The sequence below is a fragment of the Cupriavidus sp. DB3 genome, assembly GCF_020418465.1.
In the GTDB taxonomy this organism is placed as follows: domain Bacteria; phylum Pseudomonadota; class Gammaproteobacteria; order Burkholderiales; family Burkholderiaceae; genus Cupriavidus; species Cupriavidus cauae.
The window spans coordinates 764,413-790,820 of record NZ_JAIZPL010000002.1; the positions used below are offsets into that span (position 1 = coordinate 764,413).

The following is a 26,408-nucleotide window of genomic DNA, read 5'->3' on the forward strand; positions in this document are numbered from 1 at the left end:
GTTGACTCCGGGCAACGGAGTGCGCCCATGGCGCGACGCAGACCCATTCGATCCGCGTGAAGCGGACGTACAGACAGACCGCCTTCAGGCGGCTTCGCCTCCACGACGAGAGCATGCGCAAAGCGTGCCGAAACAATAAGCGGAACAAGTGGTAATCGCGAACGTGTAGTGCCGGGGGATGTTGTTCAACGGGGAAGAATCATGACCGCAGGAGAAGTCCATCGGCCCGTTCTCGAGCCGACTCGATCCGCCACGCCTTCGATTACCCGCGCCTGGAGCCATCTGGCCAATGTCGCCGGCGCCAAACCCGAACACGCTCCCAGCCAGTCCCATCGCGAGCATCGCGACGAATCCATCGCCGATGCCGTGGCCGCCGTGCTCGCGGCCGACGACAGCGTGCCATCGAACGTCCGGCAGGCCATTGAAGGCCTGTTGCAACGCCACCGCCAGCTCGAAGCCGACATCGCCCGCCTGCGCGCCCAGCGCGAGGAATGGATCGTCAACGTGCTGACCTATCAGGCCCTCTATCACCGCTATTCCGGCCAGACCCTGCATGCCCCGAGCGATCGCCTGATGCGCGAGCGGGACAGCATGCGCCGCACCATTCGTGAACAGCTGCGCAGCGGCACGACGCCGACCGCGATGTTCGATCTCCCTCCCCACAGCGTTTCGAGCGTGTAATGGCGGCCGCCCACCTGGGTGCCCAGCCGCACCGCATACAACTGGACCGCAGCCCGATCCCGTCCGCCAGCCGGCGCAGCGAGACCGTGCGGCATGCGGCCACGCCAAACGCGCGGGAGAACGGGATGGACCGACTCAACAAGCCGACATCGCGGGCCGCGCAGGTCCTGGTGGTATCACGACAGCAGAACTTCGGCATCGACGCGAGCCAGTTCGGACCCGGCTGGGAGATCCGCCACCATCACCAGTTGCGCGACCTGCCACGGGTCGTTCGCAGCAGCGCGCCGATGGCTGGCGTGCTCGACCTGGAGACCGAATACACCGATGCCGAGATCGCGCTGCTCGAGCAGAGCCTGCAATGCCTGCACGTGATGTGGGTCGCGATCACCTCGCCGCAGCGGCTCGAGGACGAGCGGGTGCGGCGCCTGATCCGCGACTATTGCGTCGACTATGTGCGCGTGCCGTTCTCCTACAGCGAACTGGCCTACACGCTCAAGCACGCGCATGGCATGGCCGCGCTGCACGCCGCCCGCGGGCCGGATACGGCGGTGCAGGGCAAGATGATCGGCGAATGCGCGCCGATGCGGGGGATGTTCCGCTCGCTGGCCAAGGTCGCGCACAACGACGCCCCGGTGTTCATCTCGGGCGAGTCCGGCACCGGCAAGGAACTGGCCACGCAGGCGATCCACGAAGCGTCGAACCGGCGCAAGGGGCCCTTCGTCGCGATCAACTGCGGCGCGATTCCGCCGCACCTGGTGCAGTCCGAACTGTTCGGCTACGAGAAGGGCGCCTTCACCGGCGCCAACCAGCGCAAGATCGGCTGGATCGAGCAGGCGCAGGGCGGCACGCTGTTTCTGGACGAGATCGGCGATCTGCCGCTGGAGAGCCAGGTCGCGCTGCTGCGCTTCCTGCAGCAGGGCATGATCACGCGCCTGGGCGGCCATCAGTCGATACCGCTGGACCTGCGCATCATCTCGGCGACGCACGTGGACCTGGTCGCGGCGCAGGCCGAGGGGCGCTTCCGTTCCGATCTGTTCCACCGGCTGTGCGTGCTGACGCTGTCGATCCCGCCGCTGCGCGAGCGCGGCGAGGACATCCTGCTGCTGGCCAACGCGGTGCTCGCCGAGCACGGCCACGAGGCCCATCGGCGCATTCGCGGTTTCTCGCCGTGCGCGACGCAGGCGATGATGCAGTACGGCTGGCCCGGCAATGTGCGCGAACTGATCAACCGGGTGCGCCGCGCGATCGTGATGACCGACAATCGCAAGATCACCGCCGAGGACCTGCAGTTGCACGGCAACAGCGACGCGCCGCGCAAGACCCTCGACGCGATCCGCGAAGAGGCCGAGCGCGAGGCCATCCGCTCGGTGATGGCGAGCCACGGCTTCCACGTGGTGCCCGCCGCGCGCGAGCTCAACGTGTCGCGTGTCACGCTCTACCGGCTGATGCACAAGCACAATATCCGCGTCGAAGGCCAGTCGAGCCACGCCGAGTAGCGCACCGCCGAGACAGCGGCAATCAGCGGGGCCGACGATTCATCGGCCCCTTTTTCATGGCGCTTGCCGCTCAGCGCCGCGGCGCCAATGACGAGGCCGGCTTCCAGCAGCCCGATGCCAGGCCGCCACCGTAGCCGACCGAATCGGCCGATGCCGCCAGCAGATCGATCGGCAGGCGGGCCACCTGCCGTGTCTTGCCGTCGTCGTCCACCGCGGACTGCTGGCCGGGCGCCTCGTCGTCCTGCGCGCCGGCGCCGAGCAGGCCCAGCGACAAGCCGAAGCCCTTGACGTAGATATCGTTGCTCCATGCCGTATGGCTGTGGATCTCGGCATCGTCGGACCGGTCCAGATGGCTGAAGCTGCCGGCCGCGGCGCTGGTACAGAACGCGGCCAACGCAGCGAATGCGCAAAGCCTGGTTTTCATTGTGTCTCCTCCCTGATCGGATGCCGGATGGCCAGCCGGCGCGCCGCGGCGCGTGGACAGGCCGACCTGTGGGCGGCCCGTGGCCGCCGACGATCCACGGAAGGGCGGCTATCGCCGTGTCCGGCTGCGGAAGGCCCCGATCGGCAGGACGCGGTTGGACTCCGTGCAGAACGACGATGTCGCCCGATGCGGCAACCGCGGCGCAGCCAATAGCGGGGGCGACAGCAGTTGCAATACCGACGGCGCGGCGCGCGCCGGACGCTGGGCGCGGCGTCGTGCCGTCATGCGTGCTGGAGGGTGACGCATGGTGGGGCGCTCTCCCGTGGCTGAAGCGTGGGTCCTGGCTCTCCACGGCCTGTTGCGACAAGCGTGCCAAGATGCGCCCGCCGTTGTCCCCGTTGGGTTTGCGGCCATTGGCCGCGCGCGCGACGGATCGCCCTGGACGGACCGGTCCGATTCTGTTGCGGCCCTGAAACCGGGGTGGCGGCGGCTGCGCGCACGGTGTTTCCCTCCCGGCCATGCCGTCGACGCCGGGACGGTGGCCAACGGCGCGCCGGCACAACGGCACGGGCGCCGGCATCCGTCCAAAGGAGGAATTCCGGATGAAGTCAGGGCAGGGAACGGCGCGACGGGCTCGCCGATACGGCCGAAGTCCCCTGCCTGGCCCGCGCCGCGCAGCCAAGGGCGGCGCGGTTACACCGGCTTAACGCACGGGTGCCGGACGCGCGCAGACGGGCGAAAAGCGCGACGGCGGCACCCGACGCGTCCATAACACTCGGAAACCCACACACGAACGTCCGCAGAAACGGGTACGCATCGGCCTGCGACGAGCATCGGCGGCCCCCACGTCGGCCCCAGACGCGGCCAAACCGCGGCGAAACCGCGGCCAAATCGCGGCCCAAACCGACGCCCAAACCGAGGCCGAAACCGAGGCCGAAACCGAGGCCGCGCCTCGGCGTCATTCCTTGCGAGCCGGCGGGTTGGCCGAAGGCGCGGTGTCGGCGGCGGGCGTGTCGCCCGAAATCGGTTTCGGGCCGGGCTGGCTGCGGTCGCAGCCGGCGGTCGCCAGGATGGCGGCGACGCCCAGCGCGAGTGTGCCGAGCCGGAGGGCGGGGAAGGATGCGATCGGAAAACGGATCACGGTACCTCCTGAAGGAGAGAGAAGAGACGAAAGACGCGGCGGCGGAATGGCGCGCCGCCCGCTTTTACTCTAGCAGTTGGTCGCGGCCGGCCCTTGCGCCCGCTCTTTCACAGGCCTCGCGCTACCCCTTGTACTGACGCTCGCGCCAGCCCTTGCACCCGCCCTTGCACCCGCCCCTGCACCGGCTCTTGCACCGGCTCTTGCAACGACTCTTGCACCGGCTCTCGCGCCCGCTTGCGCCCGCCTGCGCGAGCCCTTGCCCCGAACGCGGCTTGGGCACAGCCGCCAGGCGCGGTATCCTGAACACTGCCCCGCCGGCCGCGCCCTGCGGCGGCACGACCCCCAGCCCCTCCGGACCTCAGCCCACCGACCAAGCCAGGGAGCGCCTTCTTGCCGATGTACCAACCCGACCCCGAGCACCGCGACGGCCGCTGGCACGGCCTGGCCCGCATGCTGCCCGACCGCCATACCCTGCGCCGCACCGCGATGGTGGTGACGGGCGCCGTGCAGGCCTGGTTTGCGCACCGCGCCGCCAGCAAGGGCGCCGCGCTGTCGTTCTACATGCTGTTCTCGCTGGCGCCGATCCTGGTGCTGGTGATCTCGATCGCGGGGCTGTTCTTCGGCGCCGAAGCGGCCCGCGGCGAGATCTTCGAGCAGCTCGAGGGCCTGCTCGGCACGCAGGGCGCGACGGCGATCCAGGAAATCCTGGCCGCCACGCACCGCGCCGGCGGCAGCGGCGTGGCGGCGCTGATCGCCACCGGCATCCTGATCGTCGGCGCGACCAGCGCCTTCGCCGAGCTCAAGGCGAGCCTGGACGATATCTGGGAGGCCGATGCGACGCCGGCCAGCGGCTGGCGTTCGCTGGTGCGCACGCGGCTGCTGTCGTTCAGCCTGGTGCTGGTGCTGGCCTTCATGCTGCTCGTGTCGCTCGTGGTCAATGCCGCGATCGCGGTGGTGCAGCGCTTCTGGGACGGCATGTGGTTCGAGTCGTGGCTGGCCCCGGTCGCGACCACCATCTCCAACGGCTTCTCGTTCGCCGTGGTCACCGCGCTGTTCGCGGTGGTGTTCAAGATGCTGCCGCGCGTGCGCGTGACCTGGCGGGACGTGACGATGGGCGCGGTGATCACCGCGGTGCTGTTCTCGGTCGGCAAGCGCCTGATCGGCATCTACCTGGGCAACAGCGCGGTGGCGTCCTCGTACGGGGCGGCCGGCTCGGTGGTGGCGCTGATGCTGTGGGTGTACTACTCGGCCCAGATCTTCTTCTTCGGCGCCGAACTGACCCATCAGTACGCGCTGCAATTCGGCAGCCTGCGGGAGCGGCGGCGCCGCGGCGAGGCGCCGGAACCGGTCGGCGCCGGGAACCGGTAGAATAGCGGCCCATTCCCTCGGGCGCTCCGCCGCGACAGCCGATCCCAAGCCGGCCGCCGCGGAACGCGACACACCAGGCGCGGCGCGATCGGCTTCGCCATCGCCTCTGCCGCGCCCTCCGGGTCCCGATCCAATCGCCTGCCATCCGAACGTCCTACCGTGAGCTCGCTCGAATCCGAAATTGCGCGTCGTCGCACCTTTGCCATCATTTCCCACCCCGACGCCGGCAAGACCACGCTGACGGAAAAGCTGCTGTGGTTCGGCGGCGCGATCCAGGTCGCCGGCGAGGTGCGGGCGCGCAAGGCCGACCGCCACGCCACCTCCGACTGGATGGAGCTGGAAAAGCAGCGCGGCATCTCGGTGACCTCGTCGGTGATGCAGTTCCCGTACCGCGAGCACATCGTCAACCTGCTCGACACCCCGGGCCACGAGGACTTCTCGGAAGACACCTACCGCACGCTGACCGCGGTCGACTCGGCGGTGATGGTGATCGACTCGGTCAACGGCGTGGAGGCGCAGACGATCAAGCTGCTGAACGTCTGCCGGCTGCGCGATACGCCGATCCTGACCTTCATCAACAAGCTGGACCGCGAAGGGCGCTCGCCGATCGAGCTGCTCGACGAGATCGAGGACGTGCTGAAGATCCAGTGCGCGCCGATGACCTGGCCGATCGGCATGGGCAAGGCGTTCCGCGGCGTCTATCACCTGATCGACGACAAGGTGCAGCTGTTCGATCCGCACGGCGAGAAGGGCACCGCCGCCATCCTGGACGGACTGGACAATCCCGAGCTCGACCGCGTGCTCGGTTCGCAGGCCGAGGAACTGCGCGTCGAGATCGAACTGGTGCGCGGCGCCTCGCACGCCTTCGACAAGGACGCCTTCCTGGCCGGCAAGCAGACCCCGGTCTATTTCGGCTCGGCGATCAACAACTTCGGCGTACAGTCGCTGCTCGACGCGCTGTGCGACCTGTCGCCCTCGCCGCAGCCGCGGGCGACCGACAGCCGCACGGTGCAGCCCGAGGAAGCCAAGTTCAGCGGCTTCGTGTTCAAGATCCAGGCCAACATGGACCCGCGCCACCGCGACCGCATTGCGTTCGTGCGGGTCTGCTCCGGCCGCTTCACGCGCGGCATGAAGCTGCTGCACGTGTCGGCCGGCAAGACGGTGGCGATCAACAACGCGATCACCTTCATGGCGCAGGACCGCAACACCACCGAGGAGGCCTACGCCGGCGACATCATCGGCGTGCCCAACCACGGCACGATCCGCCTGGGCGATGTCTTCACGGAAGGCGAGGCGCTCAAGTTCACCGGCATTCCATCGTTCGCGCCGGAACACTTCCGCCGCGCACGGCTGAACAATCCGCTGAAGGTCAAGCAGCTGCAGAAGGGCCTGCAGCAGCTGGCCGAGGAAGGCGCGACGCAGATGTTCCGCCCGATCGCCTCGAACGAGCTGGTGCTCGGCGCGGTGGGCATCCTGCAGTTCGACGTGGTGGCGCACCGGCTCGAGCACGAGTACGGCGTCGACGCGATCTTCGAATCGCACGAGTGCGCGACCGCGCGCTGGCTCAAGGGCGACCCGGCCGAGATCGAGAAGCTGATCGAGAAGGCCGGCCACAACGTCGCGCTCGACGGCGCCGGCGACCACGTCTATCTGGCGCCGAGCATGGTGAACCTGCGGCTGACGCAGGAACGCTTCCCGAACCTGCAATTCATGGAAACGCGCGAGATCGTCTAGGCGGCGCGCGCCGCATCGTCGTCCCCGCGCAGGCGGGGATTCAGCGTCTTGCCCGCGGACACGCAACGTGCCCCGGGCAAGCGCCCGGCAGACCTCGCTTCAAACCCCGCCCCCGCCCAGCTCAAGTCCCTCAGAACGCCAGCGTCGCCTGCACGTAGAACGTGCGCGGCATGCCGACGTACTTGCCCAGGTTGTTGTCGGTCGAGCGCGTGAAATAGCGGCGATCGAACAGGTTCTTGACGCCCACCGCCAGCTTCAGGTTCGACATCGACTTGCCGAAGTCGTAGCCCAGGCGCATGTGCACCAGCGCGTAGCCGGGGATGTCCCCCAGCGCGCCGTTGGCGCTCTCGGCGGTCTGGTACGGCGTGCCGTCGGTCGGATCCCCGGGCGAATGCTGGCGCGATTGCGCGAAGCCATCGACGTTCAGCGTCCAGCGGTTGCGGCTGTAGCGCACGCCGGCGGTGGCCACATGGCGCGAGTAGAACGGCAGGTCGCGCCCGGCGAAGGTGCCGTGGTTGTAGGTGGCCTCGGTATAGGTATAGCCCGCATACGCCGACAGGCCGGCCAGCGCCTTCGACAGCGTGCCGAAGTCGTAGCGCAGCGAGCTCTCGACGCCGCGGTGGCGCGTCGCGCCGAGATTGGTCCACGCGTCCGGGCTGCCCATCGTGCCGCCGCGCAGCTGCAGCTCGTCGTCGAAGTCGATGTTGAACAGCGTCAGCTCGCCGCCCCAGCCGTTGGCGTTGAAGTGCGTGCCCAGCTCGTAGGTCTTGGCCTTTTCCGGCGCCAGGCCGTTGGTGGTCTGCGCGATCTGGAAGTACTGCAGCGGCCCGAACGAGACGCCGGCATTGCCGAACAGCTTCCAGTTGTCGCTGACGTGGTACATCACCGCCAGCGAGGGCAGCGGCTCGTCCGACTTGATGTCGGTGCGGCGCTGCGTGAAATGGTCCGTGATGTTCGAGCGGATCATTTCATAGCGCAGGCCCGGCGTGATGGTCCAGTTGCCGACGTTGATGGTGTCGTCGATATAGACCGCGTTCGCCGTGGTGCCGCCGCTGCGCCATTGGTACATCGGCGAGGCGATCGTGGTCGGATCGACCGTGCCCGGCGTGTAGAACGCCGTGCGCGATGCCTGCTCGTCGCTGGCCTCGCGCAGGTAGCGGTAGCCGACGCTGACCTCGTGGCTCATGTTGGCGCCGCGGAACAGCTGCGAATAGCGCGGCTCGACGGCGAAGGTGTGGTAGTGGCGCGGGAACGAGCCAAGGCGACGGCGGCCGGCGCTCTCGCTCTCGATCTGGCTGCCACGGAAGCTGTCGGTGTAGTACGTCAGCACCTCGAACTTGCGGTTGTTGTCCTGGTGCGAATACTTCAGCGAGACGTCGTTGCGGCGGCCGGCGAAGGTGTCGTACGGCCGCACCGACTGGAACGGATCGGCGGCGTACTGCGCGGCGGTCAGGCCGCCCGGCATGTCGGCCAGCGCCTCGTAGTAGTGATAGCTGGCGGTGATCTGGTCCGTGCTGGAGATGCGGTACGAACCCTTGAGCATCAGGTCGTCGATATCGACGCGGTCGTTGCCGCGGCGATAGCCGTCGCCGTGCACGCCCGAATACATCAGCGCGCCGCCGAGGCCGTTGTCGTTGGTGCCGCCGATGAAGACGCTCGGCATGGTCTTCACATTGCCGCCGTGCGTTGCCACCTCGGTCTCCACCGAGGCCTGCGCGGCAAAGGTCTGCGGAATCGGCCGGGTCACGAAGTTGATGATGCCGCCGACGTTCTGCGGGCCATAGCGCACGGAGCCCGCGCCGCGCACCACGTCGATGGTGTCGATATTGCCCATCGACAGTGGGGCCATCGACAGCTGCGGCTGGCCGTAGGGCGCGACCGCCAGCGGAACGCCGTCCAGCAGCACGGTCGAGCGGGGCGACAGGCGCGAGGCCAGGCCGCGCACGCCGACGTTCAGCGAGATGTCGCTGCCGCCGGTGCCGTTGCTGTCCTGCACCTGCACGCCCGGCATGCGGCGCAGCACCTCGCGCACATTGGTCGCGCCGCTTTCCTCGATGGTCCGGCGGTCGGCGATCGAGCGCGCGCCCGGGTGCTCCAGCACCTTGGTTTCGTTTGGCTGATCCAGCCAGTTGCCGACCACGGTCACCGTGCTCAGCGTCTTGTCGGCGTCCGCGGCGGCCGGGGCGGCTTGCGCCTGAACTTGGGCCTGAGCTTCCTGGGGCTGCGTCTGAGCTTGCGCCTGAAGTTGCGTGTGCGCCTGCGGCGACGCCTGGGCGATCACAATGGGCTCGGCCGAACGGGCCGGGGACGACAGGCACAGCAGGGCGACGCCGGCGGCTGCGGCGGTCAGGCGGAAGGCGGCTTGCAAGATCGGATCCTGAACAGAGGCGGGAAAGCGGCGAAAGCGGGGTCGGATCCGCGCGATGGCGCGGCGACCGGACCGCGACCAGGTGAAAGCGGCATCACGGCCTCCGCGTCACCCAAGAAGCGGCGAATTATAAATGCGAAGCATTCTCAGGCGCCGCAAACCGGCCCCGTCGTCATGGTCGACGTTGCGTGACGCCAACACCGCGCTGCCAGCAGGGATTCATGTAACGTCCAGCGCGCCTGGCGCCGCTCCGCTAGAATTGCGGCTTGCCGGCGAGGCGGGCCATGGGCCACTCATGACCCGCTACACCGGCCTCCCGCTGTCCCGGCAGCCGCCACCGCACAAGACGGCGCCGCTTCCCTCTCCCGCCATGCCTCCCACCCCTGCCAGCAGCACGCCGTCCGCCTCCGATCCGGATTCGGTCTTTCGCGACCCCGGTTTCCGCATGTTCTGGTGCGCCCGTCTCTGTACGACGATCGGCTACCAGATCCTGACCGTGGCGGTGGGCTGGCAGATGTACGACCTGACCGGCGACCCGCTGATGCTGGGCCTGGTTGGCCTGGTGCAGTTCCTGCCCTCGGTGGTGCTGCTGCTGATGTCGGGCCACGTCGCCGACCGCTTCGACCGTCGCCAGATCGTGCGGATCTGCCAGCTGACCGAAGCGGCAATTGCCCTCGGCATGGCGGCGGCCAGTCTCGCCGGCTGGGTCCGGCACGAACACATTTTTGTGTTCGTCGCACTGCTCGGCGCGACCCGTGCCTTCGAAACCCCCACGCTGCAGGCGCTGCTGCCCAGCGTGGTAACGCCGCGCCAGCTGCCGCGCGCGGTCGCGCTGTCGAGCTCGGCGACGCAGACCGCGATCATCGTCGGCCCGGCGCTCGGCGGCTTTGCCTATGTCGCGGGCCCCGGCGTGGTTTACGGCATCGGCGCGCTGCTGTTCCTGGCGGCCGCCACGCTGATCACGCTGCTGAAGCTGCGGCAGCGGCCGCAGCGGTTGACCGCCCCGGTCAGCATCAGCACGCTGTTCGCCGGGTTTGCCTATATCCGCAGCCGGCCGGTGCTGCTGGGCGCGATCTCGCTGGACCTGTTCGCGGTGCTGCTGGGCGGCGCGACCGCGCTGCTGCCGATCTACGCGCGCGACATCCTGCATACCGGTCCGTGGGGCCTGGGGCTGCTGCGCTCGTCGCCGGCGATCGGCGCGCTGGCCACCGCGATCTGGCTGGCCCGTCATCCGCTCGAGCGCAAGGTGGGCCGCGTGATGTTCGGCGCGGTGGCACTGTTCGGCCTGGCGACGATCTGCTTCGGGTTGTCGACGCTGCTGCCCTTGTCGATGCTGGCGCTGGTGGTGCTGGGCGCCTCGGACATGATCAGCGTGGTGGTGCGCTCGACGCTGGTCCAGCTCGATACGCCGGATGACATGCGCGGGCGGGTCGGCGCGGTCAACTCCGTCTTTATCGGCGCCTCCAATCAGCTTGGGGAATTCGAATCCGGCGTGACGGCGGCCTGGCTGGGTCCGGTCGGCGCGGTGCTGCTCGGCGGCATCGGCACGCTGGTGGTGGTGGCCGTGTGGATGCGGCTGTTCCCGGCGCTGGCGAACCGCAACCGGCTTCACGACAGCCCCGGGGCCACCTGAATCCCGCCTGATTCCGACCGGAGTTCGACCGGAGTTCGACCGGAGTTCGACCGGAGTTCGACCGGAGTTCGACCGGAGTTCGACCGGAGTTCGACCGGAGTTCGACCGGAGTCCCAGCCGAAGCGTACCCGTTTCTGCGTGCGGCCACGCTGCTGAAAGCGACGCCGGCGGCACTCTTTGCGAAATTTTTCCATCCGCTGCAGCCCTTGCCCGGCAAGGGCTCGCGCCCGTTCGCCCGGGCCCTGCCAAATATTCACGGAAACCATTTCTCCATCGATCTGTCCCGAAAATATTGTCAATTTCGATTATCTGTAGGCGAATTCCGACATTGCGTCGGATGAGCGCGGGCAGACCCTGGCATCGCCCCGTGCGATAAGCAAGGGTGTCCCGCGCGCCTGCGGGCAAGGGAGCAGACCATCGATGTGCGGTATCGCAGGAGAAATACGTTTCGATCAACAAATGGCCGACCTTCACGCCGTGGCGGACATGGCGCGGGTGCAGGCCGCGCGCGGCCCTGACGGCGAAGGCTTGTTCGGCCTGGGCCGGCGCGCCTTCGGGCATCGGCGCCTGCGGATCATGGATCTGTCCGAGCGCGCCCATCAGCCTTTCATCGACAACGCGCTGGGGATGGGCATCGTCTTCAACGGCGCGATCTACAACCACCACGCGCTGCGCGAGGAACTGAGCGCGCGCGGCTACACGTTCTCGTCGACCGGCGACACCGAGGTCATCATCAAGGCCTGGCACGCCTGGGGCCCCGCGGCGCTCGATCGCCTGGCCGGCATGTTCGCCTTCGCGCTGTGGGAGCGCGACACCGGCACCACGCACCTGGTGCGCGACCGCCTCGGCATCAAGCCGCTGTACTACAGCCAGGACGCGCGGCGCCTGCGCTTTGCCTCGACGCTGCCGGCGCTGCTGGCCGGCGGCGACATCGATACCGCGCTCGATCCGGTCGCGCTGCATCACTACCTGACGCTGCACGCCGTGGTGCCGGCCCCGCATACGATCGTCCAGGGCGTGCGCAAGCTGCCGCCCGCCACGCACATGACCGTGCATGCGGATGGCCGCACCGAAACCCGTACCTGGTGGCGGCTCGACTTCGTCCACGATGCCGCCGACGAGGCGCGCACCTTTGAGGAATGGCGCGACATGACGCTGGCCGCGTTGCGCGACGCGGTGCGCCTGCGTACCGTCGCCGACGTGCCGGTCGGCGTGCTGCTGTCGGGCGGTGTGGACTCCAGCCTGATCACCGGCCTGCTCGCAGAAACGGGTACGCCCGACCTGCGCACCTATGCGATCGGCTTCGAGGCGGCCGGCGGCGAGGCCGGCGACGAGTTCCACTATTCCGATCTGGTGGCCCGGCATTTCGGCACGCGCCACGAGAAGATGATGATCCCCGCGGCCGATCTGCTGGACGCCTTGCCCGATGCGATCCACGCGATGAGCGAGCCGATGGTCAGCCACGACTGCGTGGCCTTCTATCTGCTGTCGGCGGCGGTCGCGCGCCATAGCCGCGTGGTGCAGAGCGGGCAGGGCGCCGACGAGGTGTTCGGCGGCTACCACTGGTATCCGCCGCTGGCGGCCAATACCGATGCCGACGGCGGCGTCGCGGCCTATCGCAAGGTGTTCTTCGACCGCACGCAGTCGGAGATGGCCGAGCTGCTGTCGCCGCAATGGCTGGCCGACGATCCGAGCGGCCGCTTCCTGGCGGCGCATTTCGCCATGCCGGGCGCCGACAGCGCGATCGATCGCGCGCTGCGGCTGGACACGACCGTGATGCTGGTCGAGGACCCGGTCAAGCGCGTCGACAACATGACGATGGCGCATGCGCTGGAGGCGCGCGTGCCCTTCCTCGATCACCGCCTGGTGGAACTGGCCGCGCGTATGCCGGCGCGCCACAAGATCGCCGCGGGCGGCAAGCACGTGCTGAAGGAAGCCGCGCGGCAGGTGATCCCCGCCGAGGTGATCGACCGCCCCAAGGGCTATTTCCCGGTGCCGGCGCTGAAGTACCTGCGCGGTCCCTTCCTCGACTACGTGCGCGGCCTGGTCGACAGCGACGCGGCACGCCAGCGCGGCCTGTACCGGGCCGGCGTGGTCGAGTCGATGCTGGCCGACCCCGATGCCCACATCACCCCGCTCAAGGGCTCGAAGCTGTGGCAAGTCGCGCTGCTCGAGGGCTGGCTGCAGTCGCATGGCCTGTGAGGGCTGCCATGACTGGCGACAGACCGGGACCGGCAGCCCCCCACCCTGACGATGACGCCAACGGCCGCCGCGCGCGGCCGCAGTCCCGTGTCGGCAACGACCGGGGCCAGAACCCGGACAACAACGAGGAGAAAGATCGAATGTCGACCGTCAATGCGGAAGTCCGCCCAGCCACCAAGCCTTCGGCCAAGCAGTCGGCCAAGCCGTCGACCAAGCCGTCGGTACTGGCCGATTCGCTCCATCTCGGCGCGCCCACCGGCGCCGAAGGGCAGCCCCCGCGCGCCGTGATGCACGACGCCGGCGGCGCGCCGGTGCAGCAGGAACCCGCCGTGCAGCCGAGCCCCGCGCCCGCGCCGGTGTCGGCGCGCCCGAACGCAATGCTCGACTGCGGCTGGGGCCGGCTGATGTTCGCGCCGTCGTTCGAATCGCCGGCGCGGCTGGCCGCCGAGCTGCAGCAGGAAGCGCCGGGCCGGCGTGATATCGCGCTCTATGTGGAAGCGCCGCAGCTGCTGCTGGCCGAGGCGCCGCAGACGCTGTTCCTCGACCCGTCGCTGCTGTTTCGCCGCACGCTCGAGGACGGCGATGCCGCCGCGGCCGCAGCAACCGGCGCGGCCGGCGTCACGATCCGGCGCCTGACGACACGCGCCGATATCGCGGCGATCAACCGCCTCTACGCGGCGCGCCACATGGTGCCGCTCGATCCCGCCACGGTCTGGCGCCAGCGCGACCACGACGCGGTGATCTACCTGATCGCCGAGGACGAATCGACCGGCGACATCATCGGTTCGGCGATGGGCGTGGACCATCTGCTGGCCTTCGGCGACGAGCGCGGCGGCAGCAGCCTGTGGTGCCTGGTGGTCGATCCGCAGACGCATCTGGCGGGCGTCGGCCAGGCGCTGGTGCGCGAGCTGATCGCGCTGTTCGCCTCGCGCGGACGCAAGCATCTCGATCTGTCGGTGCTGCACGACAACCAGCATGCGATCGGCCTGTACCACAAGCTCGGCTTCGTGCAGGTCGACGGCTTCGTCGTCAAGCACAAGAACGCGATCAACGAGCCGCTGTTCGCCGGCTCGAGCGAGTGCGACAACCTCAATCCGTATGCCGCGCTGATCGTCAAGGAAGCGCGCCGGCGCGGCATCGGCGTCGAGATCATCGATGCCGATGCCGGCATCTTCAGCCTGCGCTATGGCGGGCGCGAGATCCTGTGCCGCGAGTCGCTGTCCGAGCTGACCGGCGCGGTGGCGATGACGTGGTGCCAGGACAAGGCGCTGACGCGCAAGCGGCTGGAGCAGGTCGGACTGAAGGTGCCGGCGCAGCGCCAGATCGGCACCGATGCCGAGAACCTCGCCTTCCTCGCCGAGCACGGCTCGGTGGTGGTCAAGCCCGCCTTCGGCGAGCAGGGCCGCGGCATCAGCGTCGACGTCCGCACCGAGGACCATCTGCGCAGCGCGATCGACACCGCGCACCAGGAGGGCGGCACCGTGCTGCTCGAATCGTTCTGCCCGGGCCAGGACCTGCGCATCGTGGTGATCGGCTACGAGGTGGTGGCCGCGGCGATCCGCAAGCCGGCCGAGGTGGTTGGCGATGGGCAGGCCGACCTGAAGACGCTGATCGAGCGCCACAGCGCGCGGCGCAGCGCCGCCACCGGCGGCGAGAGCCGCATTCCGCTCGATGCCGAGACCGAGCGCTGCCTGGCGGCGCAGGGCCTGACGCTGCAATCGGTGCCGGCCGCCGGCCAGCGCGTGCCGGTGCGCAAGACCGCGAACCTGCATACCGGCGGCACGCTGCACGACGTCACCGGCCAGCTCCATCCGGTGCTGCGCGAGGCCGCGCAGACCGCGGCGCGAGCGCTGCGCATCCCGGTGGTCGGCCTGGACTTCCTGGTGCCGGCCGCCGACCAGCCCGAGTACGTGATCATCGAAGCCAACGAGCGGCCGGGCTTGGCCAATCACGAGCCGCAGCCGACCGCGGAGCGCTTCGTCGACCTGTTGTTCCCCTTCACCTCCTGAGCCAATTCCTGAGCGGATTCGCGCGCCATGTCCCGGGCGCGCGGCGCCAGGCATCGACATCCATGCAGAAACTGAACATCGACCGGCTGTACCTGAAGACCGCGTTGCTGGAGCTGCTCGCCATCCCCAGCCCGGCCGGGCTGACCGACGAGATCGTGCACTACACCGCCAATGTGCTCGATGGTCTGGACATTCCCTACCAGCTGACCCGGCGCGGCACCATCCGCGCGACGCTGCGCGGCAACCGCGCCAACAGCGGCATGGGGCCCGACTGCGCGATCGTCGCGCACCTGGACACGCTCGGCGCGATGGTGCGCGAGCTCAAGCCCAACGGCCGGCTCGCGCTGGCGCCGATCGGCACCTGGTCCAGCCGCTGGGCCGAAGGCGGCCGCGTGACGCTGTTTACCGAACATGGCCGGCATCGCGGCTCGGTGCTGCCGCTGCTGGCCTCGGGCCACGTCTACAACGAGGCGGTGGATACGCAGCCGGTCAACTGGGACCAGCTCGAACTGCGGCTCGACGAACCGGCGGCGACGCCGGAGCAGATCCGCGCGCTCGGCATCCAGGTCGGCGATTTCGTCGCCTTCGACGCCAATCCCGAAATCCTCGACAACGGCTATGTCGTCTCGCGGCATCTGGACAACAAGGCCGGCGTCGCCGCGGTGCTGGCCGCGCTGAAGGCGGTGCGCGAGAGCGGCGCCTCGGTGCCGATGGACTGCCATGCGGTGTTTACGCTGACGGAAGAGGTCGGCTCCGGTGCGACCGCGGTGATCGAGGACGACGTCAGCGAGGTGATCGGCATCGATATCGGTCCGGTGGCGCCGGGGCAGGGCGCGCGCGAGGAAGGCGTGACGATTCCGCTGATGGACTCGGCCGGTCCGCACGACTATCACCTGACGCGACGCCTGCTGCGGCTGTGCGACGAGCATGGCATCCCCAGCCATCGCGACGTGTTCCGCTTCTACCATTCGGACGCCGGTGCCGCGGTCAGCGCGGGCCACGACGTGCGCACCGCGCTGCTGTGCTTCGGTGCCGATGCCTCGCATGGCTACGAGCGGACGCATCTGGACGTGCTGGTCAATCTGGCCGAGCTGCTGACCGTCTATATCCAGAGCGGGCCGACGCTGCCGGAGGACCGCCAGCGCCGCATGGGCTCGGTGGCGGGCTTCTCGCATCAGCTCGATCCGCGCCAGCTGACGCGCAGCGAGACGCCGTTGCCCGATGCCGGCGAACTGGTGCATACCCGCCGCGAGGGTTCGTCGTGATGCACCGTGACGCCTTCGTGATGCCATCCTTTCCGGAGCCGACGCCATGGATCTGAATTTCATCGACGCCGACAAGCTGCAGGCCACCTGGGCCTATCTGCTGCAGCTGGCCGTGCACCAGGGTTTGAACGTGCTGGCCGCGCTCGCTATCCTGCTGGTGGGCTGGTGGCTCAGCGGCCGCGCGCGCAACGCGGTGCTGCACGCCTTCGACCGCCCGCATGTCGACGCGACGCTGCGGCCGATGCTGGGCAGCGTCACGCAGTGGGTGGTGCGCGTCGTCACCGTGATCCTGGTGCTGTCGCAGTTCGGCGTGCAGACCGCCAGCATCATCGCGATGCTCGGCGCCGCGGGCCTGGCGATCGGGCTGGCGCTGCAGGGCACGCTGCAGAACATCGCCGCGGGCATCATGCTGGTGCTGCTGCGGCCGTTCCGCGTCGGCCAGTACATCGACGCGCAGGGCATCGCCGGCACCGTGCGCGAGACCGGGCTGTTCATGACCGAGCTGACGACCTTCGACGGCGTCTGCCTGCGCGTGCCGAACAACAAGATCTGGGGCAGCGCGATCACGAACTACAGCGAGAATCCGACGCGCCGGCTCGATATCGAGGTCACGGTGCCGTTCGGCGCCGACGTGCAGACCGCGTTGCGGGTGCTGCGCCATATGCTGGCCGACGACGAGCGCGTGCTCGAGGTGCCGGCGGCCGAGGCGATGGTGGTCAACTTCACCAGCGAGGGCGTGACGCTGAACCTGCGCTGCTGGACCTCCAACGACAACTACTGGAACCTGCGCTTCGCCTTCTACGAGCGCGTCAAGCGCGAGCTGCAGGCGGTCGGCATCGATATCGCGGTGCCGGTGCAGGAGCTGCGCGTGCCGGGCAATGGCGGTCAGGGCGAACAGACCGCGCTGGTGCTGAACCATACGCCGCAGCCCCATACGCCGCAGCCGGCCCAGCGGCCCCAGTCGCCGCAGTCCGCGCCGGGCGGCGCGCAGCGACACGCCTAGCGGTGGCAGGCAGGGGCCGCGCCCCTGCCGCTCAGGCCCTCGCCGCCGCTCAGGCCTCGTCCGCGAACAGCGTGCAGGCGCCTTCCTCCGCCGTGCTGACGTTGCGGCGGAAGTTGCCGAACAGGTCGCGGCCGACGCCATGGCGATGGCGGCTCAGGTCCGGCACGTCGATCGTGCGCGCTTCCCATTCGGCCTGCGGCACCAGCGCGGTCAGGATGCCGGCCGGCGCATCGACGCGGATCATGTCGCCGTCGCGGACCTTGCCGATCGCGCCGCCCTTGAGCGCCTCGGGGCAGACGTGGATGGCGGCCGGCACCTTGCCCGAGGCGCCCGACATGCGGCCGTCGGTGACCAGCGCCACATGAAAGCCGCGGTCCTGCAGCACCGTCAGCGTCGGCGTCAGCTTGTGCAGTTCGGGCATGCCGCAGGCCGCCGGTCCCTGGTACGGCAGCACCGCGACGAAATCGCGCTCCAGCTCGCCGCGCTTGAAGGCGGCCAGCATGTCGTCCTGATGATGGAACACGCGCGCCGGTGCCTGCACCACCTGATGCTCGGCCTTGACCGCCGAGGTCTTGATCACCGCGCGGCCCATATTGCCGTCCAGCACCTTGATGCCGCCGTCCGGCGCGAACGGCTCGCCGGCGCCGCGCACCACCGACGCGTCCAGCGATTCGGTCGGCCCGTCGATCCAGACCAGCTTGCCCTCGCGCAGCGCCGGTTCGCGCGTGTAGTCCTCCAGGCCCTGTCCGACGATGGTGGTCACATCATCATGCAGGAGGCCGCGCGCCAGCAGGCCGCGGATCACCAGCGCGAGACCGCCCGCGGCCTGGAAGCCGTTGACGTCGGCCTGGCCGTTCGGATAGACCCGCGCCAGCAGTGGGACCACCGCCGACAGTTCGTCGAAGTCGTCCCAGGTCAGCAGGATGCCGGCCACGCGCGCCATCGCGATCAGATGCAGCGTGTGGTTGGTCGAGCCGCCGGTCGCCAGCAGGCCGACGATGCCATTGACGAAGGCGCGTTCGTCGAGCACCTGCGCGATCGGCGTATAGCGCTCGCCCTGGTGCACCAGCCGCAGCACATGCCGCGCGGACTCGCGCGTCAGCGCCTCGCGCAGCGGCGTGTGGGGATTGATGAAGGCGGTCCCCGGCAGATGCAGGCCCATGATCTCCATCAGCATCTGGTTTGAATTGGCGGTGCCGTAGAAGGTGCAGGTGCCGGGCGAATGGTAGGAGCGGCTTTCAGCCTCGAGCAGTTCCTCCCGGCCGATCTTGCCCTGCGCATACAACTGGCGGATGCGGGCCTTTTCCTCGTTCGGGATGCCGGTCGGCATCGGCCCGCCCGGCACGAACACCGCGGGCAGATGGCCGAACGACAGCGCTCCCATCACCAGCCCGGGCACGATCTTGTCGCAGATGCCCAGATACAGCGCCGCATCGAACATCTGGTGCGACAGCGCGACCGCGGTGGCCTGGGCGATCACGTCGCGCGAGAACAGCGACAGCTCCATGCCGTCCTGGCCCTGCGTCACGCCGTCGCACATCGCCGGCACGCCACCGGCGAATTGCGCGGTGGCGCCGGCCTCGAGCGCGGCTTCCTTGATCCAGGCGGGGAACTCTCCCAGCGGTTGGTGCGCCGAAAGCATGTCGTTGTACGAGGAAACGATCGCCACATTGGGCCGTTCCTCGGCCTTCAGGCGGATCTTGGCGGGCTCGGGCATCGAGGCGAAGCCGTGCGCGAGGTTCGTGCAGGACAGCTGCGCGCGTTGCACCTTGCTGCCGGCCATGGCCTGCGTGCGGGACAGGTAGGCTTGGCGCGTCGGCGCGCTGCGGGCCACGATGCGGGCCGTCACTTGTTCGAGTACGGGATGGGGCATGGGGCTCTCTCCAGCGGATTCTTCAATGCCTGGCATGTCGCAGTTCAGCCTAGCGCATGTTGCAGGGGCTTGCACGGAGCATGCCCGCCGCGCCGCCTCTCGTCGCCACACGCGCCGCCACACCCACGACCACGGCCGCCGCTGGCTGCCGCGTGGCTCGCAAAGCGCCCGCGACTCACGTAAACTGGCCGCAACGGCCGCGCTACGGGGTCTCTATCAAGCGACAAGGAGGTCAGGGTGAGCATGCCCGATTTCGACATGGTGCTGGTTGGCGGCACCGGTGACCTGGCCAGGCGCAAACTGCTGCCGGCCTTGTTCGACGCGCATCGCGCCGGATTGTTGCATCCCGCGGCGCGCATCCTGGCCACGGGCAGCCATCCTTCCACCACCGAGGAATACGTCGCCACGCTCGAGCAGGGCATGCGGCCGGGCCTCGAACACGCCCCGCCGGGCGACTGGGCCAGCTTCGTCGCGCGGCTGTGCTACGTGCAGGCCGACGCCCGCAAGCCCGAGCATTTCGACGCGCTGGCGCGCAAGGTGCTGGACCGCCAACCCGAGGTCGTGGTCTGCTACCTGGCCACCGCGCCGCATCTGTTCGTGCCGATCTGCGAGCAGTTCGGCCGCACCGGCCTGAACCATCCGAAGGTGCGCGTGGTCCTGGAAAAACCGCTGGGCCACGATCTGGATTCGAACGAGGCGATCAACGCGGCGGTGGCGCGCTACTTCGCCGAGGAGCAGATCTACCGGATCGATCACTACCTGGGCAAGGAGTCGGTGCAGAACCTGATGGCGATCCGCTTCGGCAACGCGCTGTTCGAGCCGCTGTGGCGGCGCGAATGGGTGCAGGACGTGCAGATCACGATCGCCGAGGAACTCGGTGTCGAGGGCCGCGGCGATTTCTACGACCAGACCGGCGCGCTGCGCGACATGGTGCAGAACCACCTGCTGCAGTTGCTTTGCATGGTCGCGATGGAACCGCCCACCAGCCTGACCGAAGACGCGGTGCGCGACGAGAAGATCAAGATCCTGAAGGCGCTCAAGCCGATCTCGCCGCAGGAGGTCGCCGAGAAGACGGTGCGGGGGCAGTACCGCGCTGGCGCCATCGCCGGCAAGCCGGTGCCCGGCTATCTCGAAGAGCCCGGCATCGCGCCGGACAGCCGCACCGAGACCTTCGTCGCGATCAAGGCCGAGATCGCCAACTGGCGCTGGGCCGGTGTGCCGTTCTACCTGCGTACGGGCAAGCGGATGCAGTCGCGCGTGGCCGAGATCGTGATCCATTTCCGCGACGTGCCCCATGCGATCTTTCCCCGTCCGCTGACGCTGTCGCCGCAGAACCGGCTGGTGATCCGGCTGCAGCCCGAGGAAAGCATCCGGCTGTATTTCCTCGTCAAGCAGCCCGGCGACACGGTCGCGCTGACGCCGACCTCGCTCGACCTTGATTTCGCCAACTCGTTCAAGGTGCGCCGCGCCGGTGCCTACGAACGCCTGCTGCTCGACGTGATACGCGGACGGCTGGGCCTGTTCGTGCGCCGCGACGAACAGGTGCAGGCATGGCGCTGGGTCGAGCCGATCATCGACACCTGGGCCGAGAGTTCGCTGCCGCCAAAGCCCTATACCGCGGGCACCTGGGGACCGGCCGCGTCCTCCGCGCTGCTCTCGCGCGACAACGCGCTGTGGCACGAGGAGGTCTGACGCCGGCTCGCCCGCTTTGGCGAATCGGCCCGCCGCTCCGCTCCAACGAACCCTGACCCGGAAATCGCCATGCGCCGCTTCGAACATCCCTCGCTGCTGGACCAGGCCGAAGCGCTGGCCGCCTCCGTCAGTCACGCGCTCGACCTCGCCATCCAGGACCGCGGACACGCTGTGCTGGCCGTTTCGGGCGGGCGCTCGCCGGTGCCGATGTTCGAGCGGCTGCGCTATCGGCCGGTGCGCTGGGACGCCGTCACCATCACGCTGGTCGACGAGCGCGCGGTGCCGCCCGGACACGAGGACAGCAACGCGCGCCTCGTGCAGGAACACCTGCTGCGCGATGCCGCGGCCGCCGCCAGCTTCGTGCCGCTGATCGCCGATGCGGTCGAGGCGTCCGAGCCCGCGCGGGCGGTGGTGCGCCTCAATGCCGCGTTTCGCCAGCCCGACGTGGCGGTGCTCGGGATGGGCGAGGACGGCCATACCGCGTCGCTGTTCGCCGATGCGCCGGAGCTCGGCGAAGCGCTGAACGGCGATACGCCCTGCTATGTGGTGACACGCCCGGCCAGCGCGCCGCATGCGCGCGTGACGCTGAACCTGGCCGCGTTGCTGGCGGCCGAGCGCGTCTTCCTGGCGTTTGCCGGCGCGGCCAAGGCCGAGGTGTTCGAGCGCGCGCTGCAGGAGCCGGGGCCCGCGTTGCCGGTGGGGCTGGTGGCCAGCCGGCATCGGCATGGGTTCGATGTGTTCACTGCCTGACTGCGAGGCCTGACTACGCTGACTCGATACGCCGCTTCGATACGCCGCCCGAACACACCGCCCGAACACGCCCCCGAACACGTAGCCCGAACACGTAGCCCGAACACGTAGCCCGAATGCACGCGTTGCCACCACGGCCCGAATTTCGCCCGATGTTTTCCGCCCTGCGATGACTACCTACCCACGCCTGCTCGCCGATGTCGGCGGCACCAATGTCCGCTTCGCCCTGCAGACCGCGCCCGATGCGATCGGACCGGTCACGGCACTGAAGGTCGCCGACTATCCGTCGCTGGAAGCGGCAATGCGGCAATACCTGTCGCAGCTGCCCGGCCCGCAGCCGCGCCACGCGGCGATCGGCCTCGCCAATCCGGTCACTGGCGATCGCGTCAAGCTGACCAACCACGCCTGGGCCTTCTCGATCGAGGCGGTGCGCCAGGCGCTGGGCCTGGAGACACTGCTGGCGCTGAATGATTTCACCGCGCTGGCGCTGGCCCTGCCGTACCTGCAGCCCGGCGAGCTGGCGCCCGTGCGTGCCGGCACACCGGCGGCCGACACGCCGCTGGCCCTGATCGGCCCCGGCACCGGGCTCGGCGTATCGGGGCTGATCCCCGGCCGCCACGGCGCGGGGCCCGTGGCCTTGGCGGGGGAGGGCGGGCATGTCGAGCTGATGCCGGCCACCGACGACGAGTGGATCGCCTGGCATGCCGCGCATCGCGAGCACGGCCGCGTCTCGGCCGAACGGCTGCTGTCGGGCATGGGGCTGTCGCACACGCATGCCGCGCTGGCCGCAGAAACGGGTACGCCCGTGCGCGTGCCGCTGACCGCGGCGGAGGTCACCGAGGGCGCCTTGCAGCGCGGCGATGCGCTGTGCCAGCGCGCGCTCGCGGTGTTCTGCGGCCTGCTCGGGTCGGTCGCGGCCGATGTGACGCTGATCCTCGGCGCGCGCGGCGGCGTCTATATCGGCGGCGGCATCGTGCCGCGCTTCGTCGAGGCGCTGGCGGCGTCGAGCTTCAACGCGCGCTTCGTCGACAAGGGACGCATGCGCGCTTTCCTCGAGCCGGTGCCGGTGCAGGTCATCACCGCGCGCTTTCCCGCGCTGCCGGGGCTGGCGCACGCGCTGGCCGAAGCGGTCGACCGGCGATGAGCCGCTGCGCACGCCCGGCGGGGCGGACGAACGGAGCGAAGCGATGCGTGTGCTGCTGATCGAAGACGACACGATGATCGGCGATTCCGTGCGGCTGGCGCTGCGTCAGGAAGGCTTCGCGGTGGACTGGGTACGCGACGGCGAGGCCGGACTGTCGGCCGCCACGCAACCGCCTGGCGTCGCCGCCGGCGGCGCGGCCGAGGGGCAGCACGATCTGGTGCTGCTCGATCTCGGCCTGCCGCGCCGATCCGGTCTTGATGTGTTGTCCGGCATGCGGGCGCGCGGCGTCGCCACGCCGGTGCTGATCCTGACCGCGCGCGATGCGGTCGCCGATCGCGTCGCCGGATTGAACGCCGGGGCCGACGACTATCTGGTCAAGCCCTTCGACCTGCAGGAGCTGGTGGCGCGCATCCACGCGCTGGCGCGGCGCGCGCAGGGCCGCGCCGAGCCGTTGGTCCGCTACGGCGCCATCGTGCTCAATCCGGCCACGCGCGAAGTCACGTTGTCGGGCGAGCCGGTCCATCTGTCGGCGCGCGAATACGCGTTGCTGGCGGCGCTGCTGGCGCGTCCGGGCAAGGTCTGGTCGGTGCCGCAGCTGCAGGAGAAGCTGTACGGCTGGGACGACGAGGTGGGCAGCAACACGGTCGAGGTCTATATCCACGCGCTGCGCAAGAAGCTCGGCCAGGGTTTGATCCGCAATATCCGCGGTGTCGGTTATGTCTGCCCGAAGCTCGATGAAGGCGTGCAGCAGGGGGACAACGGCGGCGAGAAGGACAGCGAGACGGGCAGCGAGACGGGCAGCAAGAAAGACGGCGGCAAGGACAATGAAGCCGCTGGAGGAGCGCGCTGATGCGATCGATCCAGCGGACCCTGCTGTGGTGGCTGGCGCTCGGCCTGCTGGCCGGCATCGCCGCCGCCACCGCGCTGATCTACGGCCAGGCCCGGCAGGAGGCCAACGCGCTGTTCGACTACCAGATGCGCCAGGTCGCGCTCGCGCTGCCGAGCCAGTTCAGCGGCCCGGCGATGCCATCGCTGCCGCCGCCGCTGCCGCCCGGCACCGACAACCTGTTCCGCTCCGACGAGGACGTGGTCATCCATATCTGGGACGGCACCGGCCGCAGCCTCTATCTGTCGCATTCGCGGCCGTCGCTGCCGCCGCGCGCGGAGCTCGGCTTCTCCAATGTGCGCACCGACGACGGCGAGTTCCGCATCTACAGCGTGCAGCTCGGGCCGGCGGTGGTGCAGATCGCGCAGCCGATGAGCGCGCGCCGCGAAGTGGCGGCGCGGATGGCGCTGCGCACGGTGGCGCCGCTGCTGTTGCTGCTGCCGCTGCTGGGCTGGATGGTCTGGCTGGCGGTGGGCCGCGGACTGCGGCCGGTGCGCGAGATCGCGCGGCAGGTGGGCAAGCGCGACGCCAATGCGCTGTCGCCGCTGGCGGTGGCGCAGATGCCGGCCGAGATCGCGCCGCTGACCGAGGCGCTCAACCTGCTGCTGGCGCGGCTGTCCGACGCGATCGACACGCAGCGCGCGTTCATCGCCGATGCCGCGCACGCGCTACGCACGCCGCTGACCGCGCTGCAGCTGCAGGCGCAACTGGTCGAACGCGCCGACAGCGAGCCGGCGCGCCGCGAGGCGGTTGGCAATCTGCGCGACGGGCTCGAGCGGCTGACGCATCTGGTGACGCAGTTGCTGACGCTCGCGCGCCACGAGCCCGGCGCGGCCGTCGCGGGCCATCAGCCGGTCGCCTTGCGCGAGCTGGCCGCGGCGGTGGTCGGCGAGATGACGCAGGCCGCTCTCGATCGGCATATCGACCTGGGGCTCGACACTACCGATGGCGATGGCGGTGCCGATGGTCGCCATGGTGGGGATGGTCGCCATGGTCGGGTTGGTCACGATGGCGACAGCGGTCACGATGGCCGCGATGGAGACTCGGCCGGGCTGACCGTGCAGGGCGACCCCGACGCGCTGCGCATCCTGCTGACCAATCTGATCGACAACGCCCTGCGCTATGTGCCGGCCGGCGGCAAGGTCGACGTGCGCGTGCAGCGCGCGGATGCGGGCGGCGTCGCGCTGATGGTCGCCGACAACGGTCCCGGCATCCCGCCCGAGCAGCGCGCCCGCGTGCTCGATCGCTTCTACCGCCTGCCCGATGCACCGAGCGGCGGCAGCGGCCTGGGCCTGGCCATCGTCGACGAGATCGCCCAGGTGCATCGCGCCACGCTGTCGCTGGAAGATAACGAGCCGGGGCTGCGGGTGCGCGTGGTGTTTCCCGCAGCGGGCGACGCACGAGGCGAACGCCGCCACTAGTCCGCGGCATACGGCGGTGGTGGCGATTTTCTCCAATAGCGTACCCGTTTCTGCGTACGGCTTTCGCCAACCGTTTGCATCCTCTGCCCTGCTGTCCCATTGATTCAGGAGGTACTCATGCAGATCGATCTCACCGGCAAGACCGCCCTTGTCACCGCCTCCACCGCGGGCATCGGGCTGGCCATCGCCATCGGCCTCGCGCGCAGCGGCGCCACCGTCATCGTCAATGGCCGCAAGCAGGACACCGTCGAGGGCGCCATTGCCGACGTGGTGCGCGAGGTGCCGGGCGCCACGGTGCGCGGCGTCGCGGCCGACGTCGGCGGCGCCGAGGGGTGCGATGCCATCGTGGCCGCCGAGCCGGCCGTGGACATTCTGGTCAACAACGCCGGCATCTACGGTCCGCGCGACTTCTACGAACTGAGCGACGAGGACTGGACCCGCATCTTCGATGTCAACGTGATGTCGGGCGTGCGGCTGGCGCGGGCGTATACGGCGGCGATGGCGGCGAACGGCTGGGGCCGCGTGGTGTTCATCTCGTCGGAGTCCGCGCTGAACACGCCGGAGGACATGATCCATTACGGCTTCTCGAAGACCGCGCAGCTGGCGGTATCGCGCGGCCTCGCCAAACGGCTCAGCGGCACCGGCGTGACCGTCAACGCGGTCTTGCCGGGGCCGACGCTGTCGGACGGCCTGCGCGAGATGCTGCGGGAGGACGCGGAGAAGGCGGGGCTGTCGATCGAGGAGGCGGCCGCCGAGTTCGTCAAGGCGCATCGGCCCAGCTCGATCCTCCAGCGCGCGGCCACGGTGGAAGAGGTCGCGCACATGGTGGTCTACGTCTGTTCGCCGCAGGCATCGGCGACCACCGGCGCCGCGTTGCGGGTCGATGGTGGCGTGGTGGATACCATCGCCTGAGCCTGGCAGCGGCGGGATGGTGCAACGGTGCGATGCCGCTGCATCGCGATCGCGCCGGACTTCATTTCGCACCACCGCGGGGTACGCAGAAATGGGTACGCTCCGCGCGCGGCGTCTGTCTTCATCGAGTTCGCGCGACGCAGAAACGGGTACGGCGCCGCTATCCCTCGCCTGCCGGCGCGCCGGTTTTACCGGCGGTTTCATCGCAATCAGCCGGCCCATCGACGCTCACGAACGGGTACGCAGAAACGGGTACGGTTTGCGCGAGGGGCACGCAGAAACGGGTACGCTTTCGCCGGCATGCGGGGGCCGGTGCGTGCGCGATGCATGCTCGACACGTGTTCCGATGCTTGTCCTGATGCATCTCCAAGGCGTGCCCGAGGCGTGCCCGGACGCATCCACGCCA

At 69.3% G+C, this 26,408-nt stretch carries 19 protein-coding genes; 15 read left to right on the forward strand and 4 right to left on the reverse strand.

What is annotated here, in order from left to right; translation table 11 throughout:
• Positions 1 to 201: 201 nt before the first annotated feature.
• Both K7G19_RS09175 and K7G19_RS09180 read left to right on the forward strand, forming a co-directional pair.
• Positions 202 to 681 (forward strand): hypothetical protein, encoded by a 480-nt coding sequence (locus K7G19_RS09175; protein ID WP_226106925.1) that lies wholly within the window; start codon positions 202 to 204, stop codon positions 679 to 681.
• A 125-nt stretch (positions 682 to 806) separates the two neighbouring features.
• Positions 807 to 2,177, forward strand: a complete 1,371-nt coding sequence (locus tag K7G19_RS09180; RefSeq protein WP_226106926.1) for a sigma-54 dependent transcriptional regulator — start codon at positions 807 to 809, stop codon at positions 2,175 to 2,177.
• 70 nt (positions 2,178 to 2,247) lie between these two features.
• Here K7G19_RS09180 and K7G19_RS09185 read toward each other — a convergent pair whose 3' ends face one another.
• Together K7G19_RS09185 and K7G19_RS09190 are read right to left on the reverse strand one after the other, a co-directional pair.
• A complete protein-coding gene (locus K7G19_RS09185; RefSeq protein WP_150082292.1) occupies positions 2,248 to 2,601 on the reverse strand; it encodes a hypothetical protein in 354 nt (117 codons plus the stop codon).
• A 958-nt stretch (positions 2,602 to 3,559) separates the two neighbouring features.
• A complete protein-coding gene (locus K7G19_RS09190) occupies positions 3,560 to 3,742 on the reverse strand; it encodes a hypothetical protein (RefSeq protein ID WP_226106927.1) in 183 nt (60 codons plus the stop codon).
• A 396-nt stretch (positions 3,743 to 4,138) separates the two neighbouring features.
• Between K7G19_RS09190 and K7G19_RS09195 the strand changes: the two genes are divergently transcribed.
• A complete protein-coding gene (locus tag K7G19_RS09195; RefSeq protein WP_226106928.1) occupies positions 4,139 to 5,110 on the forward strand; it encodes a YihY/virulence factor BrkB family protein in 972 nt (323 codons plus the stop codon).
• Between the two features lie 159 nt (positions 5,111 to 5,269).
• Positions 5,270 to 6,844, forward strand: coding sequence for a peptide chain release factor 3 (locus K7G19_RS09200; protein WP_226106929.1), 1,575 nt, complete (start codon positions 5,270 to 5,272; stop codon positions 6,842 to 6,844).
• A 130-nt stretch (positions 6,845 to 6,974) separates the two neighbouring features.
• On the opposite strand, the gene K7G19_RS09205 is transcribed toward K7G19_RS09200, so the two are convergent.
• Positions 6,975 to 9,212, reverse strand: a complete 2,238-nt coding sequence (locus K7G19_RS09205; RefSeq protein WP_226106930.1) for a TonB-dependent siderophore receptor — start codon at positions 9,210 to 9,212, stop codon at positions 6,975 to 6,977.
• 370 nt (positions 9,213 to 9,582) lie between these two features.
• On the opposite strand from K7G19_RS09205, the gene K7G19_RS09210 reads away from it, so the two are divergent.
• The 5 genes from K7G19_RS09210 to K7G19_RS09230 all read left to right on the forward strand — a co-directional run bounded on the left by K7G19_RS09210 (position 9,583) and on the right by K7G19_RS09230 (position 17,324).
• Positions 9,583 to 10,845 carry an MFS transporter gene (locus K7G19_RS09210; RefSeq protein WP_149318598.1) on the forward strand — a complete coding sequence of 421 codons (1,263 nt, stop codon included), beginning with the start codon at positions 9,583 to 9,585 and terminating at the stop codon, positions 10,843 to 10,845.
• 420 nt (positions 10,846 to 11,265) lie between these two features.
• Complete coding sequence (locus tag K7G19_RS09215; protein ID WP_226106932.1) at positions 11,266 to 13,047, forward strand: N-acetylglutaminylglutamine amidotransferase; 1,782 nt, start codon at positions 11,266 to 11,268, stop codon at positions 13,045 to 13,047.
• Positions 13,048 to 13,187: 140 nt separating this feature from the next.
• Complete coding sequence (gene ngg, locus K7G19_RS09220; protein WP_226106940.1) at positions 13,188 to 15,056, forward strand: N-acetylglutaminylglutamine synthetase; 1,869 nt, start codon at positions 13,188 to 13,190, stop codon at positions 15,054 to 15,056.
• Positions 15,057 to 15,118: 62 nt separating this feature from the next.
• The gene (locus K7G19_RS09225; RefSeq protein ID WP_149318600.1) at positions 15,119 to 16,321 is read left to right on the forward strand and encodes an osmoprotectant NAGGN system M42 family peptidase; all 1,203 of its coding nucleotides are present in this window, start codon (positions 15,119 to 15,121) and stop codon (positions 16,319 to 16,321) included.
• Positions 16,322 to 16,367: 46 nt separating this feature from the next.
• Positions 16,368 to 17,324, forward strand: a complete 957-nt coding sequence (locus tag K7G19_RS09230) for a mechanosensitive ion channel family protein (RefSeq protein ID WP_226106941.1) — start codon at positions 16,368 to 16,370, stop codon at positions 17,322 to 17,324.
• A gap of 49 nt (positions 17,325 to 17,373) precedes the next feature.
• On the opposite strand, the gene edd is transcribed toward K7G19_RS09230, so the two are convergent.
• Positions 17,374 to 19,197 carry a phosphogluconate dehydratase gene (gene edd, locus K7G19_RS09235; RefSeq protein ID WP_226106944.1) on the reverse strand — a complete coding sequence of 608 codons (1,824 nt, stop codon included), beginning with the start codon at positions 19,195 to 19,197 and terminating at the stop codon, positions 17,374 to 17,376.
• A gap of 243 nt (positions 19,198 to 19,440) precedes the next feature.
• On the opposite strand from edd, the gene zwf reads away from it, so the two are divergent.
• From zwf to K7G19_RS09265, 6 genes are all read left to right on the forward strand, one after another.
• Positions 19,441 to 20,889: a glucose-6-phosphate dehydrogenase gene (zwf, locus tag K7G19_RS09240; RefSeq protein ID WP_187829214.1), complete on the forward strand. Its 1,449-nt coding sequence runs from the start codon at positions 19,441 to 19,443 to the stop codon at positions 20,887 to 20,889.
• A gap of 69 nt (positions 20,890 to 20,958) precedes the next feature.
• Positions 20,959 to 21,639, forward strand: coding sequence for a 6-phosphogluconolactonase (gene pgl / locus K7G19_RS09245; protein ID WP_150082301.1), 681 nt, complete (start codon positions 20,959 to 20,961; stop codon positions 21,637 to 21,639).
• 169 nt (positions 21,640 to 21,808) lie between these two features.
• Complete coding sequence (gene glk, locus K7G19_RS09250) at positions 21,809 to 22,783, forward strand: glucokinase (protein ID WP_226106946.1); 975 nt, start codon at positions 21,809 to 21,811, stop codon at positions 22,781 to 22,783.
• A 43-nt stretch (positions 22,784 to 22,826) separates the two neighbouring features.
• Positions 22,827 to 23,633: a response regulator transcription factor gene (locus K7G19_RS09255; RefSeq protein WP_150082303.1), complete on the forward strand. Its 807-nt coding sequence runs from the start codon at positions 22,827 to 22,829 to the stop codon at positions 23,631 to 23,633.
• Entirely contained in the window at positions 23,633 to 25,090 is a 1,458-nt protein-coding gene (locus tag K7G19_RS09260; protein WP_226106949.1) for an ATP-binding protein, read from the forward strand. The genes K7G19_RS09255 and K7G19_RS09260 overlap by 1 nt, the downstream gene beginning before the upstream one ends.
• A gap of 117 nt (positions 25,091 to 25,207) precedes the next feature.
• A complete protein-coding gene (locus K7G19_RS09265) occupies positions 25,208 to 26,002 on the forward strand; it encodes an SDR family NAD(P)-dependent oxidoreductase (RefSeq protein ID WP_226106951.1) in 795 nt (264 codons plus the stop codon).
• Positions 26,003 to 26,408: the final 406 nt, after the last annotated feature.